The 25,193-nt window shown below is 39.3% G+C and carries 26 protein-coding genes; 13 read left to right on the forward strand and 13 right to left on the reverse strand.

The features are described from left to right. Positions 1–47: 47 nt before the first annotated feature. The 3 genes from sdhA to sdhC form a co-directional block, all read right to left on the reverse strand. The gene (gene sdhA, locus VH441_RS06310; RefSeq protein ID WP_434354369.1) at positions 48–1,874 is read right to left on the reverse strand and encodes a succinate dehydrogenase flavoprotein subunit; all 1,827 of its coding nucleotides are present in this window, start codon (positions 1,872–1,874) and stop codon (positions 48–50) included. A gap of 72 nt (positions 1,875–1,946) precedes the next feature. After that, entirely contained in the window at positions 1,947–2,333 is a 387-nt protein-coding gene (gene sdhD / locus VH441_RS06315) for a succinate dehydrogenase, hydrophobic membrane anchor protein (protein WP_434352812.1), read from the reverse strand. After that, entirely contained in the window at positions 2,333–2,713 is a 381-nt protein-coding gene (gene sdhC / locus VH441_RS06320) for a succinate dehydrogenase, cytochrome b556 subunit (RefSeq protein WP_434352813.1), read from the reverse strand. The genes sdhD and sdhC overlap by 1 nt, the downstream gene beginning before the upstream one ends. A gap of 802 nt (positions 2,714–3,515) precedes the next feature. Here sdhC and gltA point away from each other — a divergent pair. Next, positions 3,516–4,793, forward strand: coding sequence for a citrate synthase (gene gltA / locus VH441_RS06325; RefSeq protein ID WP_434352814.1), 1,278 nt, complete (start codon positions 3,516–3,518; stop codon positions 4,791–4,793). A 120-nt stretch (positions 4,794–4,913) separates the two neighbouring features. Here the strand turns inward: gltA and VH441_RS06330 are convergent, their stop codons facing one another. Beyond that, on the reverse strand, positions 4,914–5,408 hold the full coding sequence (locus VH441_RS06330; protein WP_434352815.1) for a type IV secretion protein Rhs: 495 nt from the start codon (positions 5,406–5,408) through the stop codon (positions 4,914–4,916). 102 nt (positions 5,409–5,510) lie between these two features. On the opposite strand from VH441_RS06330, the gene VH441_RS06335 reads away from it, so the two are divergent. From VH441_RS06335 to ribBA, 3 genes are all read left to right on the forward strand, one after another. Beyond that, positions 5,511–6,044: a DUF7716 domain-containing protein gene (locus VH441_RS06335; RefSeq protein ID WP_434352816.1), complete on the forward strand. Its 534-nt coding sequence runs from the start codon at positions 5,511–5,513 to the stop codon at positions 6,042–6,044. Then, on the forward strand, positions 6,041–7,363 hold the full coding sequence (locus tag VH441_RS06340; protein WP_434352817.1) for a replication-associated recombination protein A: 1,323 nt from the start codon (positions 6,041–6,043) through the stop codon (positions 7,361–7,363). The genes VH441_RS06335 and VH441_RS06340 overlap by 4 nt, the downstream gene beginning before the upstream one ends. A 173-nt stretch (positions 7,364–7,536) precedes the next feature. Then, the gene (gene ribBA, locus VH441_RS06345; protein ID WP_434352818.1) at positions 7,537–8,646 is read left to right on the forward strand and encodes a bifunctional 3,4-dihydroxy-2-butanone-4-phosphate synthase/GTP cyclohydrolase II; all 1,110 of its coding nucleotides are present in this window, start codon (positions 7,537–7,539) and stop codon (positions 8,644–8,646) included. Positions 8,647–8,776: 130 nt separating this feature from the next. Here ribBA and VH441_RS06350 read toward each other — a convergent pair whose 3' ends face one another. Genes VH441_RS06350 through hemC form a run of 3 tightly spaced genes read right to left on the reverse strand, consistent with a single transcriptional unit; the run spans position 8,777 to position 11,063 of the window. Continuing rightward, positions 8,777–9,223 (reverse strand): acyl-CoA thioesterase, encoded by a 447-nt coding sequence (locus tag VH441_RS06350; RefSeq protein ID WP_434352819.1) that lies wholly within the window; start codon positions 9,221–9,223, stop codon positions 8,777–8,779. Positions 9,224–9,254: 31 nt separating this feature from the next. Continuing rightward, on the reverse strand, positions 9,255–10,055 hold the full coding sequence (locus VH441_RS06355; RefSeq protein ID WP_434352820.1) for a uroporphyrinogen-III synthase: 801 nt from the start codon (positions 10,053–10,055) through the stop codon (positions 9,255–9,257). Positions 10,056–10,097: 42 nt separating this feature from the next. Further along, positions 10,098–11,063 carry a hydroxymethylbilane synthase gene (gene hemC, locus VH441_RS06360; RefSeq protein ID WP_434352821.1) on the reverse strand — a complete coding sequence of 322 codons (966 nt, stop codon included), beginning with the start codon at positions 11,061–11,063 and terminating at the stop codon, positions 10,098–10,100. Positions 11,064–11,359: 296 nt separating this feature from the next. Here hemC and argH point away from each other — a divergent pair, with 296 nt between their 5' ends. Beyond that, a complete protein-coding gene (gene argH, locus VH441_RS06365) occupies positions 11,360–12,739 on the forward strand; it encodes an argininosuccinate lyase (protein WP_434354370.1) in 1,380 nt (459 codons plus the stop codon). 19 nt (positions 12,740–12,758) lie between these two features. After that, positions 12,759–13,052, forward strand: coding sequence for an oxidative damage protection protein (locus VH441_RS06370; protein ID WP_434352822.1), 294 nt, complete (start codon positions 12,759–12,761; stop codon positions 13,050–13,052). A gap of 63 nt (positions 13,053–13,115) precedes the next feature. Here the strand turns inward: VH441_RS06370 and phoU are convergent, their stop codons facing one another. The 5 genes from phoU to pstS all read right to left on the reverse strand — a co-directional run bounded on the left by phoU (position 13,116) and on the right by pstS (position 18,256). Further along, entirely contained in the window at positions 13,116–13,874 is a 759-nt protein-coding gene (gene phoU / locus VH441_RS06375) for a phosphate signaling complex protein PhoU (protein ID WP_434354371.1), read from the reverse strand. A gap of 193 nt (positions 13,875–14,067) precedes the next feature. Beyond that, the gene (gene pstB / locus VH441_RS06380) at positions 14,068–14,874 is read right to left on the reverse strand and encodes a phosphate ABC transporter ATP-binding protein PstB (RefSeq protein ID WP_434354372.1); all 807 of its coding nucleotides are present in this window, start codon (positions 14,872–14,874) and stop codon (positions 14,068–14,070) included. Between the two features lie 111 nt (positions 14,875–14,985). After that, complete coding sequence (gene pstA / locus VH441_RS06385) at positions 14,986–15,882, reverse strand: phosphate ABC transporter permease PstA (RefSeq protein ID WP_434352823.1); 897 nt, start codon at positions 15,880–15,882, stop codon at positions 14,986–14,988. A gap of 17 nt (positions 15,883–15,899) precedes the next feature. Then, positions 15,900–16,853, reverse strand: a complete 954-nt coding sequence (gene pstC, locus VH441_RS06390; protein ID WP_434352824.1) for a phosphate ABC transporter permease subunit PstC — start codon at positions 16,851–16,853, stop codon at positions 15,900–15,902. Between the two features lie 221 nt (positions 16,854–17,074). Then, positions 17,075–18,256, reverse strand: coding sequence for a phosphate ABC transporter substrate-binding protein PstS (pstS, locus tag VH441_RS06395; RefSeq protein WP_434352825.1), 1,182 nt, complete (start codon positions 18,254–18,256; stop codon positions 17,075–17,077). Between the two features lie 379 nt (positions 18,257–18,635). On the opposite strand from pstS, the gene dprA reads away from it, so the two are divergent. The 7 genes from dprA (at position 18,636) to VH441_RS06430 (ending at position 24,411) form a co-directional block, all read left to right on the forward strand. Beyond that, entirely contained in the window at positions 18,636–19,853 is a 1,218-nt protein-coding gene (dprA, locus tag VH441_RS06400) for a DNA-processing protein DprA (RefSeq protein ID WP_434354373.1), read from the forward strand. Between the two features lie 68 nt (positions 19,854–19,921). Continuing rightward, positions 19,922–20,542: an L-threonylcarbamoyladenylate synthase gene (locus VH441_RS06405; RefSeq protein WP_434352826.1), complete on the forward strand. Its 621-nt coding sequence runs from the start codon at positions 19,922–19,924 to the stop codon at positions 20,540–20,542. 103 nt (positions 20,543–20,645) lie between these two features. Continuing rightward, complete coding sequence (locus VH441_RS06410) at positions 20,646–21,164, forward strand: GbsR/MarR family transcriptional regulator (RefSeq protein WP_434352827.1); 519 nt, start codon at positions 20,646–20,648, stop codon at positions 21,162–21,164. A gap of 79 nt (positions 21,165–21,243) precedes the next feature. Further along, positions 21,244–22,098: a fatty acid desaturase family protein gene (locus tag VH441_RS06415; protein WP_434352828.1), complete on the forward strand. Its 855-nt coding sequence runs from the start codon at positions 21,244–21,246 to the stop codon at positions 22,096–22,098. A gap of 4 nt (positions 22,099–22,102) precedes the next feature. Next, positions 22,103–22,573, forward strand: a complete 471-nt coding sequence (locus VH441_RS06420; protein WP_434352829.1) for a hypothetical protein — start codon at positions 22,103–22,105, stop codon at positions 22,571–22,573. Positions 22,574–22,597: 24 nt separating this feature from the next. Next, on the forward strand, positions 22,598–23,527 hold the full coding sequence (locus tag VH441_RS06425) for a TIGR01777 family oxidoreductase (RefSeq protein WP_434352830.1): 930 nt from the start codon (positions 22,598–22,600) through the stop codon (positions 23,525–23,527). A 131-nt stretch (positions 23,528–23,658) separates the two neighbouring features. Next, entirely contained in the window at positions 23,659–24,411 is a 753-nt protein-coding gene (locus tag VH441_RS06430) for a hypothetical protein (protein ID WP_434352831.1), read from the forward strand. Between the two features lie 132 nt (positions 24,412–24,543). Here the strand turns inward: VH441_RS06430 and VH441_RS06435 are convergent, their stop codons facing one another. Continuing rightward, positions 24,544–25,086, reverse strand: a complete 543-nt coding sequence (locus VH441_RS06435; RefSeq protein ID WP_434354374.1) for a DUF1287 domain-containing protein — start codon at positions 25,084–25,086, stop codon at positions 24,544–24,546. Positions 25,087–25,193: the final 107 nt, after the last annotated feature.

Raw genomic sequence — 25,193 nt, forward strand, 5'->3', positions numbered from 1 at the left:
AGGTAACCTTTTCTAGCCTATTAAGGTTAGAAAAGGATATTCACTCATTAGTAAACACGTGGCTTAGGCACACAGTAGTCTGCCGTTAGTGGCACTTTTCGTACTGGTTTGTAGATGATTTTATTATCTTCTGCATACCAAAGTGTGTGCTTCATCCACTCATGGTCATTACGTCCATTTGGTGCATAATCGTCATCAAGGGGCTTCTCATAATCTAACACGGTATGAGCACCACGGCATTCATGGCGGCTAGCTGCTGAAAGCATGGTTGCTTTTGCTACTTCGTATAGGTTTGCTACTTCTAACGCTTCAATACGAGCCGTGTTAAACACTTGTGATTTATCTTCAAGATGGATGTTTTCTACCTTGTCTTTTAATGCCAAGATTTTTTCAACACCTTCATCCATTAACTCTTGCGTACGGAATACACCTGCATGATACTGCATTGCTTCACGGATTTCATCTGCTACATCTTGTGCATAATAACCTTCAGTAGAGTTTTGAAGTTTATTGACACGTGCTAATGTTTCATCAAGTGTCGTAATTGCCAATGGTTTGTAAGTATGGTCTGTGTTGTTAAACTCATCAATGATATGTTTACCAGCAGCTCGACCGAATACAACCAAGTCAAGTAGCGAGTTGGTACCCAAACGGTTTGCACCGTGTACACTTACACAAGCACATTCACCAATTGCATACAAGCCCTTAACAAGCTTACCTTCAGTATATAAGCCTTCTTCATCTACATTGCCATTTAAATCTGGTACTGTTACCTGACCATGGATATTGGTAGGAATACCGCCCATTTGATAGTGAATGGTTGGTACAACTGGAATTGGCTCTTTAGTAATATCAACGTTAGCAAAGTTTTTGCCAATTTCAAATACCGATGGCAAACGCTTCATAATAGTTTCAGCACCTAAGTGCGTCATATCCATTACGATGTAGTCACCATTTGGTCCACAGCCACGACCTTCTTTAATTTCTTGGTCCATTGAACGTGATACCAAATCACGAGGTGCCAAGTCTTTAACAGTTGGTGCGTAGCGTTCCATAAAGGCTTCGCCATCTTTATTACGTAAAATAGCACCTTCACCACGGCAACCCTCGGTAAGAAGTACGCCAGCGCCAGCAACACCGGTTGGGTGGAACTGCCAAAACTCCATATCTTGTAGTGGGATACCAGCACGAACTGCCATACCAGCGCCGTCACCCGTATTGATGTAGGCGTTTGTTGATGCTTTAAAGATACGACCTGCACCGCCCGTTGCTAATACTGTAGTAGGTGCTTGGAATACACCGATTTCACCGGTTTCTTGGTCGGTTGCGATAACACCGTTAATGTTACCTTCTGCATCTTTAATTAAATCAAGCGCAATCCACTCAACAAAAAACTGAGTACCTTGCTCCACATTTTTTTGGTAAAGCGTATGCAACAATGCATGCCCCGTACGGTCAGCTGCGGCACAAGCACGTTGTACTGCTTTTTCACCATAGTTTGAGGTGTGACCACCGAATGGACGTTGGTAAATAGTACCATCTTCGTTACGGTCAAACGGCATACCAAAGTGTTCTAGTTCATAAACTACCTTTGGTGCTTCACGGCACATATATTCGATTGCATCTTGGTCGCCCAACCAGTCAGACCCTTTAACGGTATCATAAAAGTGGAAGTGCCAGTTATCATGCGCCATATTACCAAGACTTGCACCAATACCACCCTGAGCGGCTACTGTGTGCGAACGAGTTGGGAAAACTTTAGTAATCACCGCGACATTAAGGCCGCCTTTGGCAAGCTGCAGTGAAGCACGCATACCAGAACCACCACCACCAACGATGACTGCATCAAACTGTAACGTTTTGATGTTTTCCATATTTTTGTAGACTTCGTTATACTCCGCCATTACTTTCTCCTAAATTTAGCTTTTAACCTTTTATCTGCAAGCTTAGTTGCCCCAGAAAATCATTAAGCCCCAGAACATGAACACCAACGTAGCAATAATCATCGCCGCTTGTAACACAAAACGGATGCCTGATGCTGCAGGCCCGAGTTTGTTAGTTGTTACATAGTCAGTAAATATTGTCCACATACCAACCCATGCGTGTCCAGCCAAAGCCAAAATAGTTACTAAACTTAATAAACGCATTGGCAAGCTCATCATAAAGCAGTACCAGCTTTCATAAGTAACGTCGCCGCCAAACAAAAAGAAACCAAGCATTACCAAGCTATATAAAGCCAAAACAACTGCACTGATACGCTGTACCATCCAGTCACGAACGCCTGAACCCGTTAAACCTATTGCACTATTTGTGCCTGTATTATATTTTTTCATTAGAACATCACCCATACAAATGAAGCTAGAATCACAATAACAGCAAGAACAATACTAATCCATGCTGCTCTTCGCCCTGATTCAAGCTCCTCGTTCATGCCTAAATCAGCAAGCAAGTGTTTAACACCCATAACAAAGTGATAGCCGGTTGCTGCAACAAAAACCCAAACTATAAAGCGGATAAACATATTATCGAAAATTGAAGCAAACCCTTCAGGTGACGATAGTGATGTCTGTAATACAAATAATAGAACTGGAATTAAAACAAACAAGAGAAGACCAGAAACACGGTGTAGAATCGACGCCATTGCGATAGGCGACTTAGCGTTAACACTTAAAATCTGACCTACAGATAAATTAATCGGTCGTTTATTTTTCATGGTGGATATCCTTATTTTATTAGGACATTCAGTCATATTCATTGAATCTGTAGCCGTCAATAATTAAAGGTAATCACAACACACCTAAAGATACTCACGACTAAGCCAAGACTATGGCTAAGAAATTATAGAAAAGTAACCACTTTTGTAGTTATTATTTGAGTTACTGCTTATATAAATAATAAACCACAAAAGCCAAACAAGTAACCAGTTGATTAGCTGGCTTGTGCTATAAATTAAGCAAGTTAAATTAACAAATAGCTAGCTAAAAAAAAATTACGGTAACATTATAGAATGACTATTAATAAAAAACAAATGAAATCCACAAAGAAATAATGAAAATGATGGCTTATAAGTCACTGTTTAATAGAACAATTCTCATTATCATGTAAAATTTAATTAACGATTATTTTTATCATTAAAAGCAATTTTTTTGTTATTTTCTTAATATAGAAAAATTTTGTTACGATAGTATCACTAATAATCAGCATTAATTTACGTGACAATATAATAACTTTGTATTACATTAATAAGGTTGAAGGACAACCCCTTTAGCCCTTTTTTTATAAAAAGAGCCAAATAAAAGGACCTGCGCAACCCCCTAAATGTGACTGCTTAGACAAAAAAGCAACTTACTTTTTAATTCATTTTTTGCGCTAATGTTAACACTTGTTAAAGATTATCAAACATAAAACCTTCAAATATTTTGATAGATAAAACAATTGTTTATAAATAAGATAGGTGAGGACTTATCCTATTTTTCACATTCCACCCAATTTTTATAACAGCACGAGAGGACGTTATGACAGAAAAAAATGCAAAACTATTGGTTGATGGCAAAGAATATGACTTGCCAATTATGAACGGCACACTAGGTAACCCTGTTATTGATGTATCAGCAGTTCAGCAAGCAGGTTATTGGACATACGACCCAGGTTTTAAAGTAACCGCTCCTGTTGAATCAGCCATCACGTTCATTGATGGTGGTAAAGGTCAATTATTACACCGTGGTTATCCAATCGATCAATTAGCAGACAATGCAGAATACCTAGAAGTTTGCTATGCCCTTTTATACGGTGACTTACCAAATAAAGCACAAAAAGATGAGTTTTATGCAAAAGTGCAAGCTCACACAGCCGTACATGACCAGTTACGCAAGTTTTTTGAAGGCTTTAGACGTGATGCCCACCCAATGGCGATTATGATTGGTGTTGTCGGCGCATTATCTGCTTTTTATCATAACGACTTAGATTTAAGTGATGAAGAACACCGAGAAGTTACTTCTATCCGCCTAATTGCAAAAATGCCAACAATTGCAGCAATGTGCTACAAATATACCCGAGGCGAACCGTTCATGTACCCTCGCAACTCATTTAGCTATGCAGAAAACTTCTTATATATGATGTTTGCGACACCAGCTGATCCTGAGTACAAAGTTAATCCTGTTTTAGTTAAAGCAATGGATAAAATCTTTACATTGCATGCTGATCACGAACAAAACGCTTCAACGTCTACCGTTCGTTTAGCTGGTTCTACTGGTGCTAACCCATATGCTTGTATTTCTGCTGGTATTGGTGCTCTTTGGGGTCCATCACACGGTGGCGCTAACGAAGCCGTACTAAACATGCTTGATGAAATTGGCACGGTTGAAAACGTTGCTGAGTTCATGGAAAAAGTTAAACGCCGTGAAGTTAAATTAATGGGCTTTGGTCACCGTGTATACAAAAACTTTGACCCGCGTGCTAAAGTTATGAAAGAAACCTGTGATGAAGTACTTGATGCTTTAGGCATTGACGATCCACAGTTAGAACTGGCTATGGAACTAGAAAGAATTGCTCTAGAAGACCCATACTTTGTTGAGCGTAACCTATACCCTAACGTCGATTTCTATTCAGGCATTATCTTAAAAGCCATCGGCATTCCTACCTCTATGTTTACAGTAATGTTTGCGCTTGCACGTACCTCTGGTTGGATTAGCCACTGGTTAGAAATGCACAGCTCACCATTTAAAATTGGTCGCCCTCGTCAGATGTACACAGGCGAAACAGAGCGTACTTTTGTTAAGTTAGAAGACCGTTAATTATTGTTAATAGTTAAATAACTTAATTAAGAGATAATCGTAAAAACCGCTTCAATGATTGAAGCGGTTTTTTTATTAAATTGAGATATTATTTAGCTAATAAGTTAACTTATGAGTAATTTAGGTATCAAACGATTTAGATGTATCACTACCCTCTTCATCATTTGACGTTAATAAAAAAGGAATCAAAGCCTTTAAGTCGTCACACGACTGCCCATTTTGACTACGTATATAATAGTCTTCTACCATGCGTGCTTGTTGCTCTACGCCATAGCTAAAAAAAGACTTGCCCTGTTTAATTGCGTATTTATAGCGTCTATCAAATACTGCTTTACGAAAGACTTTAATGCCTTGCTGTATTTGCCATACATGTGTCAGCTCATGGATAAACCACGCACGTCTACCCAACGGCTGTTTAGAAAAATCTTCAATCCAGTTTTCTGGATGAAAGTACACATTGCCATTGGGGCTAACCGCATAATTTTTAAGCACCCACCAAGCAGTTTTAAGCTCAATATCATCCACATCTAATGCCTTACCAAAAACACAAGCCGCCATCATTTTTTCACCCGTGGTGAGCTTGCGTGATTGATGGTTGTGGAATCTTTTAAGCATAAGTAGAGATAAAAATTGTGTTATGGTTTTAAAAAAACTATCATATCAAACTAACATGATATAGTGTTATTGCATAAAATAAAGTCATTAAGGTTATTAACCATGCAATCTTTCTATGAGTATGCACAACTCATACAAGCCAAACAGCAGCTTGCCAAACTCAAGAATGATAGAAACAATAATAAAAACGCTGGAAAAATCGATTTAAAGATGTTTTACCAACAAAAAAAGGGTTTAGAAGCTAAAATAAAAGCGTATCAAAATGCTCAGAAACCAAATCTAAATATTCATCAGGAATACAATTTACAACACATACTTGCCTTCACCTTTGCAGAATTACAAATTGATGAATTGTGTGATAGCCCTATTAATGACTTACGTCTATTTACAAAAAAATATACAAACTCACCACAAGCAAATACAATCATTATTTTAGATTGCTACGATGATGATAATGAAGAGGGCTATACAGAGTATGTATTAAAAAATAAGTTAGAACTACTCTATAACGGAGAATTATTTGTCGATGTCGTTTCTTCTTATTTAAGTTATACCACTGACTTTGACGTAAACTTATTAATACAAGCACTTAAATACTATTCTGAATATGATTGTTTTATGGAAATCACGTCATGACAAACACCCCACTCGCCCAACGCATCCGTCCAAAAAGCTTAAACGAAGTCATTGGACAAACCCACTTGCTCGCTCCTAATGCCACATTAAGCCGTATGCTGAGTCAAAATCACTTGCCTTCGCTCATTTTACATGGCGAGGCAGGCATTGGTAAAACCACCATCGCCACGTTACTTGCCGATACAGTTAATCGCCCATTTCACCCTTTATCTGCCATTAATTCTGGGGTCAAACAATTGCGTGAAGTGCTTGATATGGCAAAGCAAAATAAACAAACCCTAAGTGACGGTTTAGATTTTGGTGATAACCAAACTAACAACCAAATACCTGTTGTTTTTATTGATGAAATACACCGATTTAACAAAGCTCAGCAAGATGCCCTACTGGGTGCAGTAGAAGCAGGTGACATCACACTGATTGGTGCCACAACCGAGAACCCCTCATTTAGTGTTAACAATGCATTACTGTCTCGTTGTCAAGTTTATCGCCTTAACCCATTATCAGCAGAGCAAATACAACAAGTATTAAATAGAGCCATTAATGAAGATGTGCTGTTTAAAACAATCAACATTGATTTGCAAGCAGGTCAAACCATTGCCAAACTGGCACATGGTGATGCACGTAAATCGTTGAATATTTTAGAGCTGGCAGTACAAACCGCAACTTTGGTAAATGACAGACTAACCATTGATGACACCCTGATTGCTCAAGTTGCACAAGCCGCACTAACTCGATATGACCGAGATGGCGAGCAACACTATGACATGGTTTCTGCAATGATTAAGTCCATTAGAGGATCTGACCCGGATGCCGCTTTATACTGGATGGCACGCATGCTAACAGGCGGAGAACCACCAGACTTTATTGCTCGTCGATTAGTGATTTCTGCAAGTGAGGATATTGGGCTTGCCAACCCCAATGCGCTACTCATTGCCGATGCCGCATTACGCAGTGTACAGGCGATTGGCATGCCAGAAGCACGCATTATTTTAGGACAAGCGGTAATTTACTTGGCAACCAGTGCCAAATCTAACAGTGCTTATAATGCCATTAATCAAGCAATGCAAATGGCTAAAAATGACGACTCCCCCGTACCATTGCACTTGCGAAACGGGGTTACTGGATTAATGAAAGAACAAGGCTATGGCAAAGGCTACATTTATCCACACGATTACCCCAATCATTACTACCCACAACAATATTTACCTGACGCCTTAACTGATACGGTTTTTTATCAGCACGCCGATAACCAAAGAGAACAACATAACAAACAGTTTTTAGAATGGCTCAAAAACCAATCTGCCAAAAATGATTTTTAAAAAACTTCAATTGCGAGCAATATAAAAGTCTACATAATAATCGCCTACATACAAAAAAGTTAATTAAATTTTGGGTTGTAGGTTTTATTCTAGGTTGGAAACCCTTACTATATACAAATACAAAGTTTCTTATCTATCAATCATTAATCCAAACGTAAACAACAGGCAACGCTATGGCATTAAACACAATACCTGAAATTTTAGACGACATCCGTGCAGGTAAAATGGTCATCTTAATGGATGATGAAGACCGAGAAAATGAGGGCGACCTTATTATGGCGGCAACTCATGTCCGCCCTGATGACATTAATTTTATGATTACAAATGCCCGTGGCTTGGTGTGTTTAACCTTAACCCAAGAGCGTTGTAAACAGCTAGATTTGCCATTGATGTCTGATAATAATGGTGCAAAGTTCAGCACCAACTTTACCATGTCTATTGAGGCAGCTGAAGGTGTAACGACAGGCATCTCAGCAGCAGATAGAGCACGCACCGTGCATGCAGCGGTTTCATCTGCGGCAAAACCAGAAGACATTGTTCAACCTGGGCACATCTTCCCGATTATGGCTCAAAAAGGTGGCGTTTTGCACCGTGCCGGACATACAGAAGCTGGCTGTGACTTAGCTCGCCTAGCAGGTTTAGAGCCTGCAGCCGTGATTGTAGAGATTATTAAACCAGATGGCGAAATGGCACGCCGTGATGATTTAGAAGTTTTTGCGAAAGAACACGACCTAAAAATTGGTACCATTGCTGATTTAATCAACTACCGAATTGCAAATGAGCAAACCGTTGACTTGGTTGATACTCGACCATTTTTAACAGAGTTTGGCGAATTTACCCTTTATCAATTTAAAGAAATTTTTTCTGAGCAATCTCACATTGCTTTGGTAAAAGGTGACCCAAGCCAAAATGACTGCACTGTGCGCGTACATGGATTTCATCCGCTACGAGACTTATTTGCTGCAAGCACCTCAAACTCAAGCCGGAGTGGCTGGAGTATACAAACGGCACTAAAAGAGATAAGCGAACAACAAAACGGCGTGTTAGTGTGGATTGGCAGCGACAAAAAAATTGACATGGCAAGTGAGCTTGATAAGTTTGAAGACTTACAAGAACACACCAAACAAGAAACCCCACCATATATAGACATTGGTGTCGGCGCTCAGATTTTACGTCATTTAGGTGTTAAAAATATGCGTTTGTTATCAAGCCCAATGCGTTTCCATGCTTTATCTGGCTTTGAGTTGAATGTTACCGATTTTGTTGGCTCACCAACTCAATAATCACTTTTAACATCCAACAAAAAAACGGCTTAATTGCCGTTTTTTGTTTTTTATAACCGATAAACTAGGGTAATTCGTACTGATCTTAAGTTTTACAAAGGGTAAAACACAATCGTAACACCCTAAAAAATCAATGTTCTGGCATATAATCAACGCTTTGCTCTAAGGCGAGTACGTCTTTGCGTTGCTGGGCTGACCAAGGCTTACTTTTGTTGGTTTTGTGGTCTAAATTCACCACAACGCCCTCTCCAGTTGCAACAGTTTGTTGTTGACTTTCGCTATAAAAAAGATAGTCAAACACAATACTGGTTTTGCCGAGTTTTTTGGTGCGCACGCCTATTTGTAGCGTATCAGGATAAACAACGGGCAATATATATCTACAACTGGCCTGTGCCAACACTAAAAAGCTTTGTTCATCAAACATCCCTAAGTTTTCTAAATAGTGGATGCGAGCCGTTTCCGCATAGCGGTAATAAACCACATTATTTAGGTGACCGAGTGCATCCATTTCTCCCCATACTACCTTTTGCTCACAAACACAGGCGTAATGCTCCAATTCAGTTGGCTTTGTATTCACGATGATATCCTTATTTGTATTAACTTTAAATTTAAAACTTATTGCCTGCTAGTTGGTTGATAATGTGAGCAGGATTAAGGCTTTCAATTTGTTTAAATAGTAATTTTTTTTGCTGAACAATATTTGCAAGACGACTGCCTAACACCAAATAAATAAAGTCATTTAATTGATAGTGGCGATTACAAGCCACTACCAGATGCCAGTTATTAAACGCTTCATTACTGCTGATGAGTACTATGGGGCTATCCTCTACAGCCCGTTTTTTGGCTGCCCAATTTTTATAAGCTAAAAAGGTTTGTTCTGGTAATTGGCGTTTGTATAACTCAATCACATCAACAAGCACGCCTCTCTCTTGTAGCGAGTCAATCAGCAGTCTTCTACCACCTTGACCACGCCAAACCATAACCCGACTACCTGACGATAATTGTTGAATACAGGGTAATTTAAGCATGCCCTCATTATTATTAAGATTATTAAGCCCAGTAACGGGATGATGAGTTGAAGACAAACTTTGTGGCGTAATTGCCTCAACACCATTGGCCGCCAAAGCCTGCGCCGTTGCATCACCGACAGCAACCACTGTTTGAGACGACAAAACTTGATTGCTTTTTATTGAGCGCATCCCTAAGTTGGCAGCGGTTGGGCTAACAACAACCAAAACATCATAGGTTGACTGAGCAATTGCTTGCAGCTTTTGTTTATCATCTTTATTGGGTTCTATCGCTATCATCTCTAACAGCGGTAAGTCAACTACCGTTAACCCTGCATTAGTTAACGCATCGCTTAATGGCAATGCGCGCTGTTGTGGGCGAGTATTAATAAAAGTTGGCATTTGTGCGTTTAGTTAATTTAAAAAAGAGATAAAAAAAGTACGCTACTGATAAATCGCTTTCAAAATATCACCTGCCCCTTGCTTTAGCAAAAGTTCAGCAACCTGAACACCAAGCTTCTCTGCATTTTGTTCATTGTCTGTTTGTGTCTCTTCAAGTTTTATGCGTTGTTCAGCTTTCAATAACTCAGTACCATCTACCGTACCTACTCGACCACGCAGCCACAACTCATTATTTTCAATGACTGCAAAAGCAGCAATGGGTACTTGGCAGCCACCTTCAAGATGACGATTTAAAGCACGCTCTGCAAGCAAACAAAGTTTGTCTTGATTATCATTTAACGGAGCAAGCAAGGCAAGCACCTCGTCATCATTTGCTCGGCATTCAATCGCTAATGCACCTTGCCCAACTGCGGGCAAACTCACATTGGTGTCTAACTCTTCACGGATTCTATCATCCAACCCAATACGCTTAAGCCCACTGGTTGCTAATATGATGGCATCATACTCGCCTGCATCAAGCTTACTTAAACGCGTACCTACATTGCCACGCAAAGATTTAATGGTTAAATCTGGGCGATATTGTTTTAGCTGACATTGGCGACGCAAGCTAGATGTACCAACAACCGAGCCTATTGGTAAGTCATCAATACCATCATAATTGTTAGAAACAAACGCATCGGTTGGTACTTCTCGCTTGCAATATACCCCAAGCATTAGCCCCTCTGGCAAAACCATGGGGACATCTTTTAAAGAGTGTACCGCAATGTCTGCTTTTTTATCATAAATGGCTTGTTCTAACTCTTTTACAAACAACCCTTTGCCACCAATTTTGGCAAGTGGTGTATCCAAAATTTTATCGCCTTTTGTGGTTATTTTAAGCAGCTCTATGTGGAGACTAGGATACAGTTTTGTTAACCGCTCTTTAATATGTTCTGCTTGCCACAAGGCTAAAGGGCTTTGTCTGGTAGCGATGGTTAACGTTGTAAGCTGTGTTTTCATTTTTGTCATCCAAACTCTTTTAAAGGCTAAATATCGTGGTTAATAAGACTCCCCTATTTAACCATAAACAAGGCAGTTGTTCATCAAAAATATCTGCCTTATTATCGCAACATGCAGCATCGCTACCGCTTAAAATATTTTATGAATTCTAGCAGTTGTTTACAGTTTATAGAGACAATTTTTCAAATTTGTGTTTGGCATTTGCTATACTAACCAACATATTAAATTAAGAGTAATTAACAGTTAACCGTAACCTATAGGTGCTTTTTATGTCAGATCATTCTCAATCTTCAGTCGGTCAACAAATGTGGGGTGGACGTTTTAGCGAAGCCACAGATAGTTTTGTTGCCGAGTTTACCGCATCCGTTAATTTTGATCAGCGTTTTGCAAAACACGATATCGCTGGTTCTATTGCCCATGCGACGATGCTTGGTGAATGCCATATTATTACCAAAGAAGAGTCCAACACCATTATTGAAGGGCTAAAACAAGTGCAAGCAGAAATTGATGCTGGCAACTTCAATTGGTCAGTCGTGTTAGAAGACGTTCATATGAATGTGGAGTCTCGTTTAACTGATTTGATTGGCACAGTCGGTAAAAAGCTACATACGGGGCGTAGCCGAAATGACCAAGTAGCAACGGACATTCGCTTATGGTTGCGTGAAGAAACCGATAATATTGTTGAGTTGCTCATAAAACTACAAAGCGGTTTGCTAGCGTTAGCCAGCAAGCATACGCACACCATCATGCCTGGCTTTACTCATTTACAAACGGCACAGCCCGTGAGTTTTGGGCATCACGTTATGGCTTGGTTTGAGATGCTAAACCGTGATACGCAAAGGTTTATTGACGCCAGAAGCCGTATCAACCAAATGCCACTTGGGAGTGCTGCTTTAGCAGGGACTACCTTTGCAATTGACCGCACCATTACTCAAAAACTGCTTGGATTTGAAGGCATTTGCGAAAACTCACTTGATGCCGTTTCTGACCGTGATTTTGCTATCGAGTTTACCTCAGCCGCCTCAATTTTGATGATGCATTTATCTCGTATGAGTGAAGAGATTATTCTGTGGATGTCAGCACAATTTGGGTTTGTGCAAATTCCAGACCGTTTCTGTACAGGTTCTTCCATCATGCCACAAAAAAAGAACCCAGATGTGCCAGAATTGGTTCGTGGTAAAGCTGCCCGTGTGTTTGGTCAACTCACAACCTTGCTCACACTCATGAAAAACCAACCGCTAGCCTACAATAAAGATAACCAAGAAGACAAAGAACCTTTGTTTGATTGCGTCGATACATTATCTGGCAGTTTGCTGGCATTTGTTGATATGCTACCAAACATCACCCCAAATGCTGATAAAATGCGTGACGCAACGATGAAGGGCTATGCGACTGCAACTGACCTTGCTGATTATTTAGTACGCAACGGGGTTGCCTTCCGTGACGCACATGAAGTGGTCGGTCATGCCGTTGCACTCGGCATTGAAGAGAATAAAGATTTAAGTGAATTATCGCTTGAGCAACTGCAAGCATTTAGTAATGAAATCCACGCAGATGTATTTGACTATTTAACTTTAGAAGGCTCTTTAAACGCTCGTGACCACATTGGTGGTACGGCACCAAACCAAGTTACACAGGCAATTACGCGTGGTAAAGCCAAATTAGAAAAATTAAAAGCCAAATAACCTAACATGGAGCACCAAAATGACAGCAACATTTAACCCAAATGACAACTTGGTCATGTGCCGAAAATATAAAGAAAACTTGCCTAAAATGGCTTTTCCACCTTTTCCTAATAAAGCAGGCGAAGAGATTCAAAACACTGTTTCTGATAAAGCTTGGAAAGAATGGCTAGAACATCAAACTATGTTAATTAATGAAAACCACTTAAGCATGATTGATCCAGCCGCCAAAACTTTTTTAGCCGAACAACGTGATTTGTTTTTAGATAATGCAGATTATGAACGCCCGCAAGGTTGGAAACCAGAAGAAAAATAGTAAATTTTAAACCATAAAAAACGCACTTAAAGTGCGTTTTTTATTTTAATCAAAATACATTATTTATTCTTGAGGATCATCATCGTTTGGTTCACTCTTTTGATCAGCTGCCTTTTGGTTGGCATCTTGTACCGCTTTTTCTACTTCATCATAGTCAGTATGCTTAACATCTTGACCACTGCTGGTATAAATAACCAATTCAGAAATGTTTTTGGCATGGTCACCAATACGCTCTAACGCTCGTAATACCCAAAGGATATTAATAACTTTGCTCACATGCTGGCTATCTTCCATAATATAAGTCAACAAGGCACGGCTAGCTGACTGATATTCTCGGTTAATCACATTATCGCTACGCATTACCTCAAACGCTTGCTCAGCATCAAAGTTGCGGAAGGCATCAAGTGCATTATGTACCATTAAACGCACTTGGTTGCTTAAGTGTTGAACTTCAGAATAACCCAGAGGTGCTTCACCCTGTTTAGTTAACTCTTGTGCCATTTTCGCAATTTTTACAGCTTCATCACCAATACGCTCAAGGTCAACTACGCCTTTACTCATTGCCATCACAAAACGGAAGTCATTTGCTGTTGGCTGACGTTTGATAACAATTTGCATGATGCGCTCATCAAGTTCACGCTCCATTTTATTAATTTCTTCATCACGCACAATCACTTTTTGCGCCAGTGCTGAGTCAACATCAATCAGCGCATGCACAGCATTTGCTACCTGGTTTGTTGCCATTTCACCAATACGTAAAAAGAGGCTACTGCTGTCTGATAGGGCTTGATCAAAACTACTTGACGTGTGTTTATTTAGCATAATTCTTGTTCTCTCTAGTTTGGTAACACCCATACTTTTGTGTACCTGATTAATGATGGCTGCTACTTTATCATCCATTTCTGACATAACAGCCTCCTAATATTCCTTTTTTATTGGCTTAGTTGCATTACTTATTTGAGTATCAACCCTGAATACTCTATCACACTATTACACTTAATAATCAAAAAGCGACTTAACCGTAACGACCCGTAATATAGTCTTCCGTTGCTTTTTGTTGTGGGTTTGCAAATACTTGCTCTGTTTCACCCATTTCTACCATATCACCAAGATACATGTAAACTGTGTAGTCCGAGCAACGTGCCGCTTGCTGCATGTTGTGAGTCACAATGGCAATAGTGTAGTCATGTTTTAAGTCGTCAATCAACTCTTCAATTGCCCCAGTTGAAATTGGGTCGAGTGCTGAAGTTGGCTCATCTAGCAATAAAACTTCTGGCTTAGTTGCCACACCACGAGCAATACATAAACGCTGCTGCTGACCACCAGATAATGATAAACCAGACTCTTTTAGCTTATCTTTTACTTCTGGCCATAAAGCAGACTTTTTAAGTGCCCATTCAACACGATCATTTAGTTCAGATTTGCTCAGTTTTTCATACAAGCGCACACCAAATGCAACGTTATCATAAATAGACATTGGGAATGGTGTTGGTTTTTGGAAAACCATACCAACACGCGCACGCAATAAGTTTAAGTCCACATCTTTATCTAAGATATTTTTACCATCTAACTCAATAGAGCCTTCGGCATGCATGCCTGGGTATAAATCATACATGCGGTTAAATGTACGCAATAATGTAGACTTACCACAACCAGAAGGACCAATAAATGCCGTTACTTTTTTATCAGGGATAACCAGGTTAATATTTTTAAGTGCTTTAAAATCACCATAGTAAAAATCTAAGTTTTTTACTTCCATTTTTGCAGGTGGCATATTTTCTGGTAATTTAGATTGTGTGGCTACCGTACCCGCTGCTGGCATTGCCGTGGTGGTTTCTTTTCTTTCTAAAACGTCTGACATAACAGTTACCTTTGTTTCAATAGGTTAATTTTAAATTTTTTGCGTTAAATATGTTATTAAATAAGCTAAAGTTTATTTCTTATCTCGGCTGATAAATCGGGCAATCACGTTAAGTGCCAATACCGAGAAAGTAATGATCAGGGCACCTGCCCATGCAACGGTATTTTGCTGTTTAAGAGGTGATGCAGCAAATTGATAGATAGTCATTGGTAAGTTGGCCATTTCACTACTCATATCCAAGCTAAAGTATAAACGGTTCATCGCTGTAAATAAAAGCGGTGCTGTTTCACCTGTAATACGGGCAAAACCAAGTAACACACCTGTGGTTAAACCTGCCTTTGCAGCTTTCATTGTAACTGTTGTTACCACCTTCCACTTAGGTGCACCCAATGCATAAGAGGCTTCTCGCAACTGGTTTGGTACCAAGTTAAGCATGGTTTCAGTACTACGTACAACCACGGGGATAATAATAAGAGACAAAGCAACCGCACCTGCCCAACCAGAAAATCCATGCCCTTTTAAAAGGCCTGAATCACCATAGCCTTTAACAATGAGTGCATAAATGAAAAGACCAATAACAATAGATGGCGCTGATAGCAAAATGTCATTCATAAACCGAGTTGCCTGTGCCAACCATGAATTACGTCCAAACTCAGCCAAATACACCCCAGCAAGCAAACCAACTGGCGCACCAATTAATAAGCCTAACGAGGCAATCATTGCCGAACCAACCATTGCATTTCGTAACCCATTTACTGCAGAATCTGCGGTAAAAATTGGCATGGTTAGCATGGCTTCCATCCCTTTTAAAATAAGGTCTTTTAAAATCCAACCCAACCAGATTAAGCCAAAGGCCATCGCACCAACTGCAAAAATTAAGCCAAGTATATTAAAAAATTTACGTTTAGCATATAACCCTTTGTTCATACGCTGTTCAAAGTTTCCTACCGCATTTGTATCTGTTGTCATAGTCATATCCTCACTTTTTAGCGATTGCCAGCAGCTTTGTCCATACGTGCCAGCATCAGCTTAGACAATGTTAGAACAAACAAGGTAATAATAAATAGGATCAAGCCTAAATGTAACAATGATGCGACATGTAAGTCGCTAGATGCTTCAGCAAACTCATTCGCAATTGCCGATGTAATGGTCACACCCGAACCAAACAAGTTTGAATTAATGTTATAAGTATTACCAATCAAGAAGGTTACCGCCATGGTCTCGCCTAATGCTCGACCCAGCCCTAAAATAACACCGCCAACAACGCCAACTTTTGTATAAGGTAAGATAATTTTATACATCACTTCCCAAGTTGTTGCACCAACACCATAGGCTGATTCTTTTAGTAAGTCCGGCACGACCGAAAATACGTCTCGCATCGTTGCAGCAATAAATGGGATTACCATAATGGCAAGAATCAGTGAGGCAGTAAACACCCCTATCCCCAATGGCGGACCGCCAAACAGGCTACCAATCATAGGGATTGGTCCAAACACTTTAATCACAAATGGCTGTACATATTTAGCAAATAATGGTGCCAATACAAACAAGCCCCACATGCCATAAATAATAGACGGGATACCTGCAAGTAGCTCAATTGCCATACCCAATGGCTTGCGAAGTGCAGGAGGGCAAAGCTCCGTCAAAAATATTGCAATACCAAAACTCACGGGTACAGCAATCAAAATTGCAATCAATGAAGTTACCAAAGTGCCATAAATTGGCGCAAGCGCACCATATTGGTCATTTACTGTGCTCCAAGCACTACTGGTATAAAAACCAAAACCATATTCTTTAATACTTGGCCAAGCGCCGATAATCAAAGAAAGCATAATACCGCCAAGCGATATTAAAACCAAAAATGCAAAAAAACGTGTTAGGCCAACAAACAACGCATCATAACGTTTTTGTTTGGCCAGTTGAGCGTGTAAATCAGACATGATAACCCCAACGAGTATATTATTTGTTTATGTATAAGACCTTCTTCATACTCAACTGTTCATGTTTTAAGATAGTTTGAGTAGGAAGCAAATCCTATTTGTTATATATTTATTTTTTCGGATATATACCATAGCTAATGGATAAAAGGGCAAGCACGTGAAATCTTCACTTGCTTGCCCTATCAGAGTCAATCAATTACTTGATTAACTCGATATACTAATTACTTAGCTGTATACACAGGCTTACCTTCGGCATTAACAACTTGCTTCCAAGAATCTTTAAACAAAGCAACTGCTTCATCTGGGAATGGAACATAGTCTAAGTCAAGTGCCGCTTGGTCACCTTGATCATATGCCCAGTTGTAGAAGTTAAGTGCACCAGCAACTTGCTCTGGATTTTCTGGGTTTGTGTGAACCAAAATAAATGTTGCTGCTGCGATTGGCCATGCTTTGTCAGTATCTGAGTTAGCGATAACTTTATAGAAACCATCAGCTTTAGACCAGTCAACGTTACCTGCCGCACCAAATGTTTCAGCAGATGGCATAACCGTATTACCTGCCGCATTAACCATAGCCGCATATGCCATATCGTTTTGCTTAGCATACGCATACTCAACATAACCAATTGTGTTTGGCGTTTGTCCTACTTGGCTAGCAACACCTTCATTACCTTTACCACCAAAACCTGTATTCATTTTGTCTGTTGGCCATTCTACAGATTTATCAACACCAACTGCTGCCCAGTCGCTTGATACTTCATTTAGGTAGTAAGTAAAGTTAAATGTTGTACCAGAACCGTCAGAACGGTGAACTGTAATAATATCTGTATCTGGTAGCTCAAGACCTTCATTTAATGCAACAATTGCTGGGTCATTCCATTTTTTAACTTTACCAAGATAAATATCAGCAAGCACTTCACCGCTTAACACAAGCTTACCTGGCTCAACGCCTTCAATGTTAACAACTGGTACAACACCACCAATAACTGTTGGGAACTGAATTAAACCGGCTTCTTTTAGATCAGCTGGTTTAAGAGGCTTATCAGACGCACCAAAGTCAACCGTTTTCGCTTTAATTTGCTTAATACCACCAGAAGAACCAATCGAGTTATAGTTTACTTGACCACCAGTAGCCGCATTAAAGTCTGCAGACCATTTTTGATAGATAGGCGCTGGGAAAGATGCACCAGCACCACTGATGTTCATTGCTACGCCTTCAATATCTTTATAAGCATCCGCTCCACCAGTTACTGCTTCTGCAGCACCAGCAGCAACTTCTGCAGTTTTTTCTACAGCACCTTCTGCAGCGCCAGCAGCAGCTTCAGTTGTTTCTTTAGCTTGGTTACAAGCCGTTAAAGTTAATGCACTTGCTGCAACACAAGCAGCTAATAGAGAGTAACGCATATTCGTCTCCTGAGAGTTACTTTGATTATTCTAAATCAGCTTTAGTTGACTGTTATTTAGAATGGGTTATTTTAAGTCAGTCTAGTACCAATTTTTGCCTATCAAAATCAACGTGCTAAATGCTTATTTTTTTGAGTCGGTAAGTTAAATTGTGGTATTGATGCGTAGTTTGCCTATCAAATATGACAGTTTTATGAAATTAAGCAGATTTGTTAAGCAATTGTAAATATTTTAATAGTTAGCCCTTATTTTTGGCGATTTAACAACTATTAAGACTAGATTACTATGGCTGATTAATTGGCTCAAAATTATGCAAACTACGTCAACTTTGTTAAGATTAAAACTAGTTTATGACAACAACATGAAGCGTAACCATAAAATGAAGCCACCCTCTTTATCGCCTTTTCAGTTAGCCACACTTTGCTTATGGCAACAAGTTAATGCCTCTTTATCTGCTTACTATAAGTTAATACAAAACTTTGACTCTGTAGATGCGGCAATCAAGGCGACTTCTAGCCAATGGAAAGAGCTAGGTATTCATGACAAACACATTGATAGACATAAAGATAAGAATGCGACAGATATTTTTATTGAGCAGGTAAAGCATGATATTAGTGCCGGTCACTATCAGATTCTTTTTTTAGAAGATACAACCTACCCAACACAATTAAAGCAGCTGTTTGATCCACCGCCATTGTTGTTTGTAAAAGGCAATACAGCACAGCTACACAATGCACAAATTGCGATGGTGGGCAGTCGAAAACCCAGCCCACATGCGCAAAAAATTACCTTTGATATGGCACAATATCTTGCTCAGTCTGGTTATGTTGTAACAAGTGGACTTGCACAAGGTGTCGATGGCTATGCCCATCAAGGTGCACTCAGCCAAACCGATGAAACGGCAAAAGGTCGAACCATTGGCGTTTTAGGCACAGGGATTGATGTCGTCTACCCTCGCCATCATGCACAATTATTTCAACAAATCATCGCAGATGGTGGTTGTTTGGTTAGCGAGCTGTTACCCGGCACACCAGCTAGCAAACATACCTTCCCACGGCGTAATCGTTTGGTTGCTGGACTTAGCCTTGGTACAATCGTAACAGAAGCCGCACTTAATAGCGGTTCATTGATTACTGCCCGCCTAACTTCTGAACAGGGCAAACAGGTTTTTGCTGTACCAAGCCACATTGACAACGCCAATGCTGAGGGCTGTCATCATTTAATTCGTGAAGGTGCGACACTTATTTACCATCCCATGCAGGTACTTGACGACTTACAGTACCAACGTCAATCACCGCACATCGTGGTAGATGACAAACCTAAATCATTGAACAATGCGCCATCTTTAACAACGAAAAAAACCGAGTCAAACGCCACCAAAAAACCCACAACCAGTCCAACCATTCAAGTTGATAAAACGGCTAATCTCCCTGCTCATTTATTGCCTGTGTATGAGTTATTGGATTGGTCTGGGGTAGATTTGGATACGTTAGTTGCAAAACGGAAACTAGATACGCAAACTCTGCTAGGGCAGCTAATGGAGTTAGAATTGATGGGGCTGATTATGCAGCAGGGCGGACGTTACTTTAAAACCTAGATAATTTAAAACCCAGATAATTTAAAACCCAGATAACCTGTTATAAATAAGTTTAATATAAATATATCATGCTCAATATGGATACCTTAAAAACATCAGACCCAACCGCTGCCAGCCAATGGATGCAAGATGGCAAACTACTCGCCTACCCAACCGAAAGTGTTTGGGGTATTGGTTGTGATGCCTTTAATCAACAAGCCGTAAAAAAGATTTTAGCGATAAAAAACCGCCCAATAGACAAAGGCATGATTGTTGTAACAGACAGCATAAAACGTTTAACTCCGCTATTGGATGGACTCACACAAGCGCAAAAGCAAACCTTAGCCAGTAGTTGGGAGTCTGTAAATAACTCTACAATAAACCAACAACAAGCCACTACATGGGTATTGCCCCTACCAAAAGAGGTTTCAATCCCAAATTGGATAACCGGCAAGCACAATAGTGTGGCGGTTCGGGTCATTGCCCACCCACTTATCAAACAAGTTTGTACCAACATGGTATCGGTCGATAATCCATTTGGTTTTATCATCTCAACCAGTTGCAACCCTAGCGACCAACAACCTGCTAAAAACTTTGTTGAGGCAAATGCTTACTTTGGTAACAACATTGGCTACTTGCAAGGTTCTACTTTAGGCTATACCAAACCAAGCCAAATTAAAGATATTAACAACAGCAAAGTCTTAAGATAACTTGCATGGTTGTATAACCATTTATTAAAATATATTTATTTCTGTATTGACAGAAATAAAAGAAAGTGACACACTAAGCCTAAATGAATACAGTATTTAAGATATGAAACTTAATCCAACAACCGAACAATTTATTCTCCATTGGGGAGAAATGGGCAACAAATGGGGCGTTAACCGCACCGTTGCACAAATACACGCATTGTTATATTTGGTTAGCAAACCTATGAATGCAGAAGAAATTTGCGAAACTTTAGGCGTCGCTCGCTCTAACGTTAGTAACAGCATTAAAGAGTTACAAAGCCTTAACTTGGTACAAACCACACATATAATGGGCGACCGAAGAGACTATTTTACAACTGGCTCAGATGTTTGGGAGCTTGCAAAAGTCATTGTAGAAGAACGCTACGAAAGAGAGCTTGCTCCAACCGTCACTTTTTTAGAGCAATTAATGGACTCTCCTGAGTTTAAGCAAGAAAACAAAGATGTTCAAAAAAGGATTAAAGACACCCACCAGTTTGTGGAGACGCTCACCGGTTGGGCTACCGAAATGCTCAAACTATCCTCTGGTACATTAAGTAAAATATTAAAACTTGGCTCAAGCGTTCAAAGATTTTTAAAATAAGTTAAGAAACAAAAAAAATTTAACTTGTTATTTCTGTTCTGACAGAAATAACAGAAAACTTATTATTTTAAGGTCATGTATGAAAACCACTAAACAACAAATCATTTGGAAAGACTTACGCAAGTTAAACCACTTGCAAATAGGATTTAACTTAGTATCGCCCTATCCTTTTTTAATTTTGTCATTATGGTTTGCTCATATGTCACACTTTTTATTTGCTATACCATGCACATTTTTGTTTTTTACAGCAGGTTTTAGGCAAGCACATGATGGGTTTCATAACACGCTTGGTATTGGTAAAAAAAGTACAGAACTATTACTTTTTTTACTAAGCGCGGTCATGCTAACCAGTACGCACGCTATCAAACAAACCCATTTACAACACCACCGCACACCACTTGCCAAGCACGATATTGAAGCAAGTTTTGCCCATCTAGCCTGGTATCAAGCAATTTTTGGCGGTTTTAAACACTGGTATGATGTACAAAAAGCAGGTTATCTATTAGCCAGATCAAAAAATAACAAAACGCTTATAACAGTGGTTTTAGACTATGGGCTGATTTCAATTTTTTTAATAACCGCTTTAATTTACATACCACAGGCATTTTTTTACCACACATTGGTAATGGTTTTAGGCAATGCAATGGTAGGATTTATTGCTGGGTGGTGCGTACACCATGATTGCGATGAAGAGATAATTGCCCGTACTGAACGCAATCCATTAGTTAACCTGTTAACATTTAACTTGCTTTACCACATGGAACACCATTTATACCCTTCTGTACCAACCAATAACTTGCCAAAATTAGCAATGCGGTTGGATAGAGTGTGCAACAAATATGCAAATAAACCCGTTGTACCAAAGCTGAAACTCGCGCAAAAGTTAAAGCCCAACCCCATTAAAAAAACCATGGTTGAACATTTAAGGAGATAGTGCGATGCAAAAGAATTACCCTACAGCCAAAATAATGCTAATGTACACTTTTTTGGGTAGTTATATTGGGGGGATGATAGTTTGTTTTTACATATTTATAGAAAGTTTTATACAACAAGGCATAAATGAGCAAAACATAGATATTTTAGGTGGTCTTTTTTTAGTTGGATTTTTAGGTATCCTTTTTGGTTTTATGCCAGCATTATTAACAGCCTTATGGATTGTTTACAAACGGTATTATCGCAATACATTTCAAGTTTATCTAAAAATATTTAGTATTGGTTTTATTGTTTCACTCATTTTTTACATCTTGGCAGTTTTGCTCTTTATTATTATCTCATCAGATGAAAACGGTTATGATATGGCAGCTCTCTTTGATTTAAACTACGGGAAATTATCATTAATTGGCGGTTTAAGTTCTGTTGTTGTGGGGCGTTTGTGTTTGCCAACACGATATGATAGTAATAGTATATAAATAAGCACAACAAGGACAAACAGCATGCACATACTTATAACAGGCGGTTCAGGTTTTTTGGGGCAAGCGTTAACAAAAGAAGCTTGCAAACAAGATGATGTAACCATTACGTGGGTTTCTCGCAATACCAACACACCAAAATCTGAGGGCATTAGTGGCTTAAATATCATTGATTATGACGAGCTAAAAACCTGCCAAACCCACTTTGATGTCATCATAAACCTTGCTGGTGCAGGCATTGCTGATAAACGTTGGTCTACGGCTCGTAAAAAGGTTTTATTTGACAGTCGGCTAAACCCTACTCAAGCCATCTTAGATTATATTGCTCAAGCACATACCAAACCCAAACTATTTATCAGTGGTTCTGCCATTGGCTGGTATGGTGCTCAAATTGGTGATGAGATATTAACCGAACAAAGCCCTGCCCAAACTAATGACTTTGCTCATAGCCTATGCCAACAATGGGAAGATTTGGCAATCACTGCAAATCAATATAACGTGCCTGTTGCTATTATCCGTACTGGGGTGGTTATTAGCCCAACGGGTGGTATGATAACAAAACTTAAAACACCATTTAGCCTGGGTGTGGGTGGTAATTTGGGCAATGGCAAACAAATAATGAGCTGGATAAGTGTAAATGACTGGGTACGTGCCGTTTTGTTTATTATTAAGCAAAACGCTGCGCTTAATAAGCAAAGTACCCAACTTACGCCTAAGCAAATATACAACCTCACTGCCCCAACTGCCGTTAACAATCGCGAGTTTACCAAAGCGGTTGGTAGTTGGCTTAACCGCCCAACGGTACTCCATCAACCAGCCTTTGTGGTCAAGCAATTATTTGGCGAGATGGCAACCTTGCTAATTGATGGGCAAAATGTCTACCCACAAAACTTGTTGGATATGGGGTTTAAGTTTGAGCATGGCTCTGTTGGTGAGGCGTTAAACTCAGAATAGATAAACAGATTGATAATTGATTTTTAGTTAAAAAATTAGTATCTTGTTGAAAAATAATATAAAAATTATTCCGATAAATGACTTTATTATGTTTATCGAAACGGTGACATTAATTAGGGCAAAAAAAATATATGAGGATATTTAAAAGGCTGTTCGGAGGAAAGTCACAAGCAGAAAAAAAAGAAGCGAAATCGGAAAGTAATACTGTATTTAAAACAACAACAATATCCGATTCTGCTTTAACAGGTCTGCAAGTTGGAGATACAATAAGCTTTGGAACTTCGAAAGAGGAAGAAATAATATATGAACCTAAATGGATTAAACCCAAAGAAAATCCATTTAAAATTGCGATATTTGACTGTAGAGAATATGCTTTAAAGATGACTTCAACAACTCAGGACCCAAAAATTGCAACTAATTTCCTGAATTTAAGGGAAAGTGATGGAAAGGAGTACATTGGAAAATTTCCAGAGAATGCTACAAAGTGTGAAGTCGATTTTGATTTTGATACGAATGGAAAACAAATTCAAGATGGTGTGGTTTACCAAGCATCTAAAATGGAAGAAAAATGGGATATATACAAGTATGCAAATTTTCTTTTTTTTGTGCGAAGCTGGACAGGAGATTTAGTTTATTTTTCTAACTATATTCCTACAGAAAAAGGCTTTAAAGTCAATCTTGTTGTTTTAAATGATAGTAAAATTGACCCAACAGACCCTTTCTTTGAATTTAAAGTAGTTGATTTTTTAATCCATAGTCATATTTTAGGTTATAACGTTCCACATCCTATTCCAAGAAGTCTTGATAAAAACAATCACGAAAATATTTTAGCGTATTCATTTTCTATGTTTGGAAATAAGGGACAATATGCGACATATGAATAATAACTTCTGCCAACAATATCGTAATGAAAAAGCTGTCACTATAAGCGACATAACGAAAAAAATAAGCAAAATTTCAGCTCTTAGAATCGTTATTGCTTAACACACAAACCGCTAAACCACAACAAACATTAATCAATACCGATAATGCCCGGTAATGTTAAAGCGGAACAACACATCGTTTTCTTGCGTGCCTGCACCAATATTATGAATGATTAGTGGTGTCCCATTTTTAGTACGGTTAGATACAATGCCAATATGCGGTCTGCCAGACACATCCCACGTTACCAAATTGCCCGCTTTATAATCTGCTGGATTATTGGTTACTGGCAAGCTTTTGCCGTGGCGGGTAAAAAATACCCGTAAATTTGGCACACGTCTATGGTCAATATTTTTATCCGTACTTTTTAACCCCCAAATTTTAGGGTACTGTGCCCACGCCTTTTTCATATCGGCATTTACCAAAGCTTGCAAATCCCTACCTTGCTGGCGGTAAGCACGCACCACAACATCGGTACACACACCTCTGTCTTTTGGCACATCCCCCATCGGGAATTTTAACGCAACATAAGCAGGGTCATATTTGGTAGTCACCCCTATTTGCTTGCGAGCCGACGTCACCAATGGCGGTGCTGGGTCAGTTTCTTGTATGCCAATATTAGCAATCGCTGTTGGCATGGCTTTATCTATTGCATGGCTTAATAGCCTTGTGGCTTGCTCCGTTTTTTGGGCTAGTTGATTTGTTTGTAGTTCAGATTGGGCATTGGATTGCATATTAGATTGAG

This window comes from Psychrobacter sp. HD31 (assembly GCF_051097895.1).
In the GTDB taxonomy this organism is placed as follows: Bacteria; Pseudomonadota; Gammaproteobacteria; order Pseudomonadales; family Moraxellaceae; genus Psychrobacter.

Coding starts and splice junctions, on each gene's coding strand:
- sdhA (WP_434354369.1), bottom strand. CDS start 1,874: ATGGAAAACATCAAAACGTTACAGTTTGATGCAGTCATCGTTGGTGGT.
- sdhD (WP_434352812.1), bottom strand. CDS start 2,333: ATGAAAAAATATAATACAGGCACAAATAGTGCAATAGGTTTAACGGGT.
- sdhC (WP_434352813.1), bottom strand. CDS start 2,713: ATGAAAAATAAACGACCGATTAATTTATCTGTAGGTCAGATTTTAAGT.
- gltA (WP_434352814.1), top strand. CDS start 3,516: ATGACAGAAAAAAATGCAAAACTATTGGTTGATGGCAAAGAATATGAC.
- VH441_RS06330 (WP_434352815.1), bottom strand. CDS start 5,408: ATGCTTAAAAGATTCCACAACCATCAATCACGCAAGCTCACCACGGGT.
- VH441_RS06335 (WP_434352816.1), top strand. CDS start 5,511: ATGCAATCTTTCTATGAGTATGCACAACTCATACAAGCCAAACAGCAG.
- VH441_RS06340 (WP_434352817.1), top strand. CDS start 6,041: ATGACAAACACCCCACTCGCCCAACGCATCCGTCCAAAAAGCTTAAAC.
- ribBA (WP_434352818.1), top strand. CDS start 7,537: ATGGCATTAAACACAATACCTGAAATTTTAGACGACATCCGTGCAGGT.
- VH441_RS06355 (WP_434352820.1), bottom strand. CDS start 10,055: ATGCCAACTTTTATTAATACTCGCCCACAACAGCGCGCATTGCCATTA.
- hemC (WP_434352821.1), bottom strand. CDS start 11,063: ATGACAAAAATGAAAACACAGCTTACAACGTTAACCATCGCTACCAGA.
- argH (WP_434354370.1), top strand. CDS start 11,360: ATGTGGGGTGGACGTTTTAGCGAAGCCACAGATAGTTTTGTTGCCGAG.
- VH441_RS06370 (WP_434352822.1), top strand. CDS start 12,759: ATGACAGCAACATTTAACCCAAATGACAACTTGGTCATGTGCCGAAAA.
- phoU (WP_434354371.1), bottom strand. CDS start 13,874: ATGCTAAATAAACACACGTCAAGTAGTTTTGATCAAGCCCTATCAGAC.
- pstB (WP_434354372.1), bottom strand. CDS start 14,874: ATGCCAGCAGCGGGTACGGTAGCCACACAATCTAAATTACCAGAAAAT.
- pstA (WP_434352823.1), bottom strand. CDS start 15,882: ATGACAACAGATACAAATGCGGTAGGAAACTTTGAACAGCGTATGAAC.
- pstC (WP_434352824.1), bottom strand. CDS start 16,853: ATGTCTGATTTACACGCTCAACTGGCCAAACAAAAACGTTATGATGCG.
- pstS (WP_434352825.1), bottom strand. CDS start 18,256: ATGCGTTACTCTCTATTAGCTGCTTGTGTTGCAGCAAGTGCATTAACT.
- dprA (WP_434354373.1), top strand. CDS start 18,636: ATGAAGCCACCCTCTTTATCGCCTTTTCAGTTAGCCACACTTTGCTTA.
- VH441_RS06405 (WP_434352826.1), top strand. CDS start 19,922: ATGCTCAATATGGATACCTTAAAAACATCAGACCCAACCGCTGCCAGC.
- VH441_RS06410 (WP_434352827.1), top strand. CDS start 20,646: ATGAAACTTAATCCAACAACCGAACAATTTATTCTCCATTGGGGAGAA.
- VH441_RS06415 (WP_434352828.1), top strand. CDS start 21,244: ATGAAAACCACTAAACAACAAATCATTTGGAAAGACTTACGCAAGTTA.
- VH441_RS06420 (WP_434352829.1), top strand. CDS start 22,103: ATGCAAAAGAATTACCCTACAGCCAAAATAATGCTAATGTACACTTTT.
- VH441_RS06425 (WP_434352830.1), top strand. CDS start 22,598: ATGCACATACTTATAACAGGCGGTTCAGGTTTTTTGGGGCAAGCGTTA.
- VH441_RS06430 (WP_434352831.1), top strand. CDS start 23,659: ATGAGGATATTTAAAAGGCTGTTCGGAGGAAAGTCACAAGCAGAAAAA.
- VH441_RS06435 (WP_434354374.1), bottom strand. CDS start 25,086: ATGCCAACAGCGATTGCTAATATTGGCATACAAGAAACTGACCCAGCA.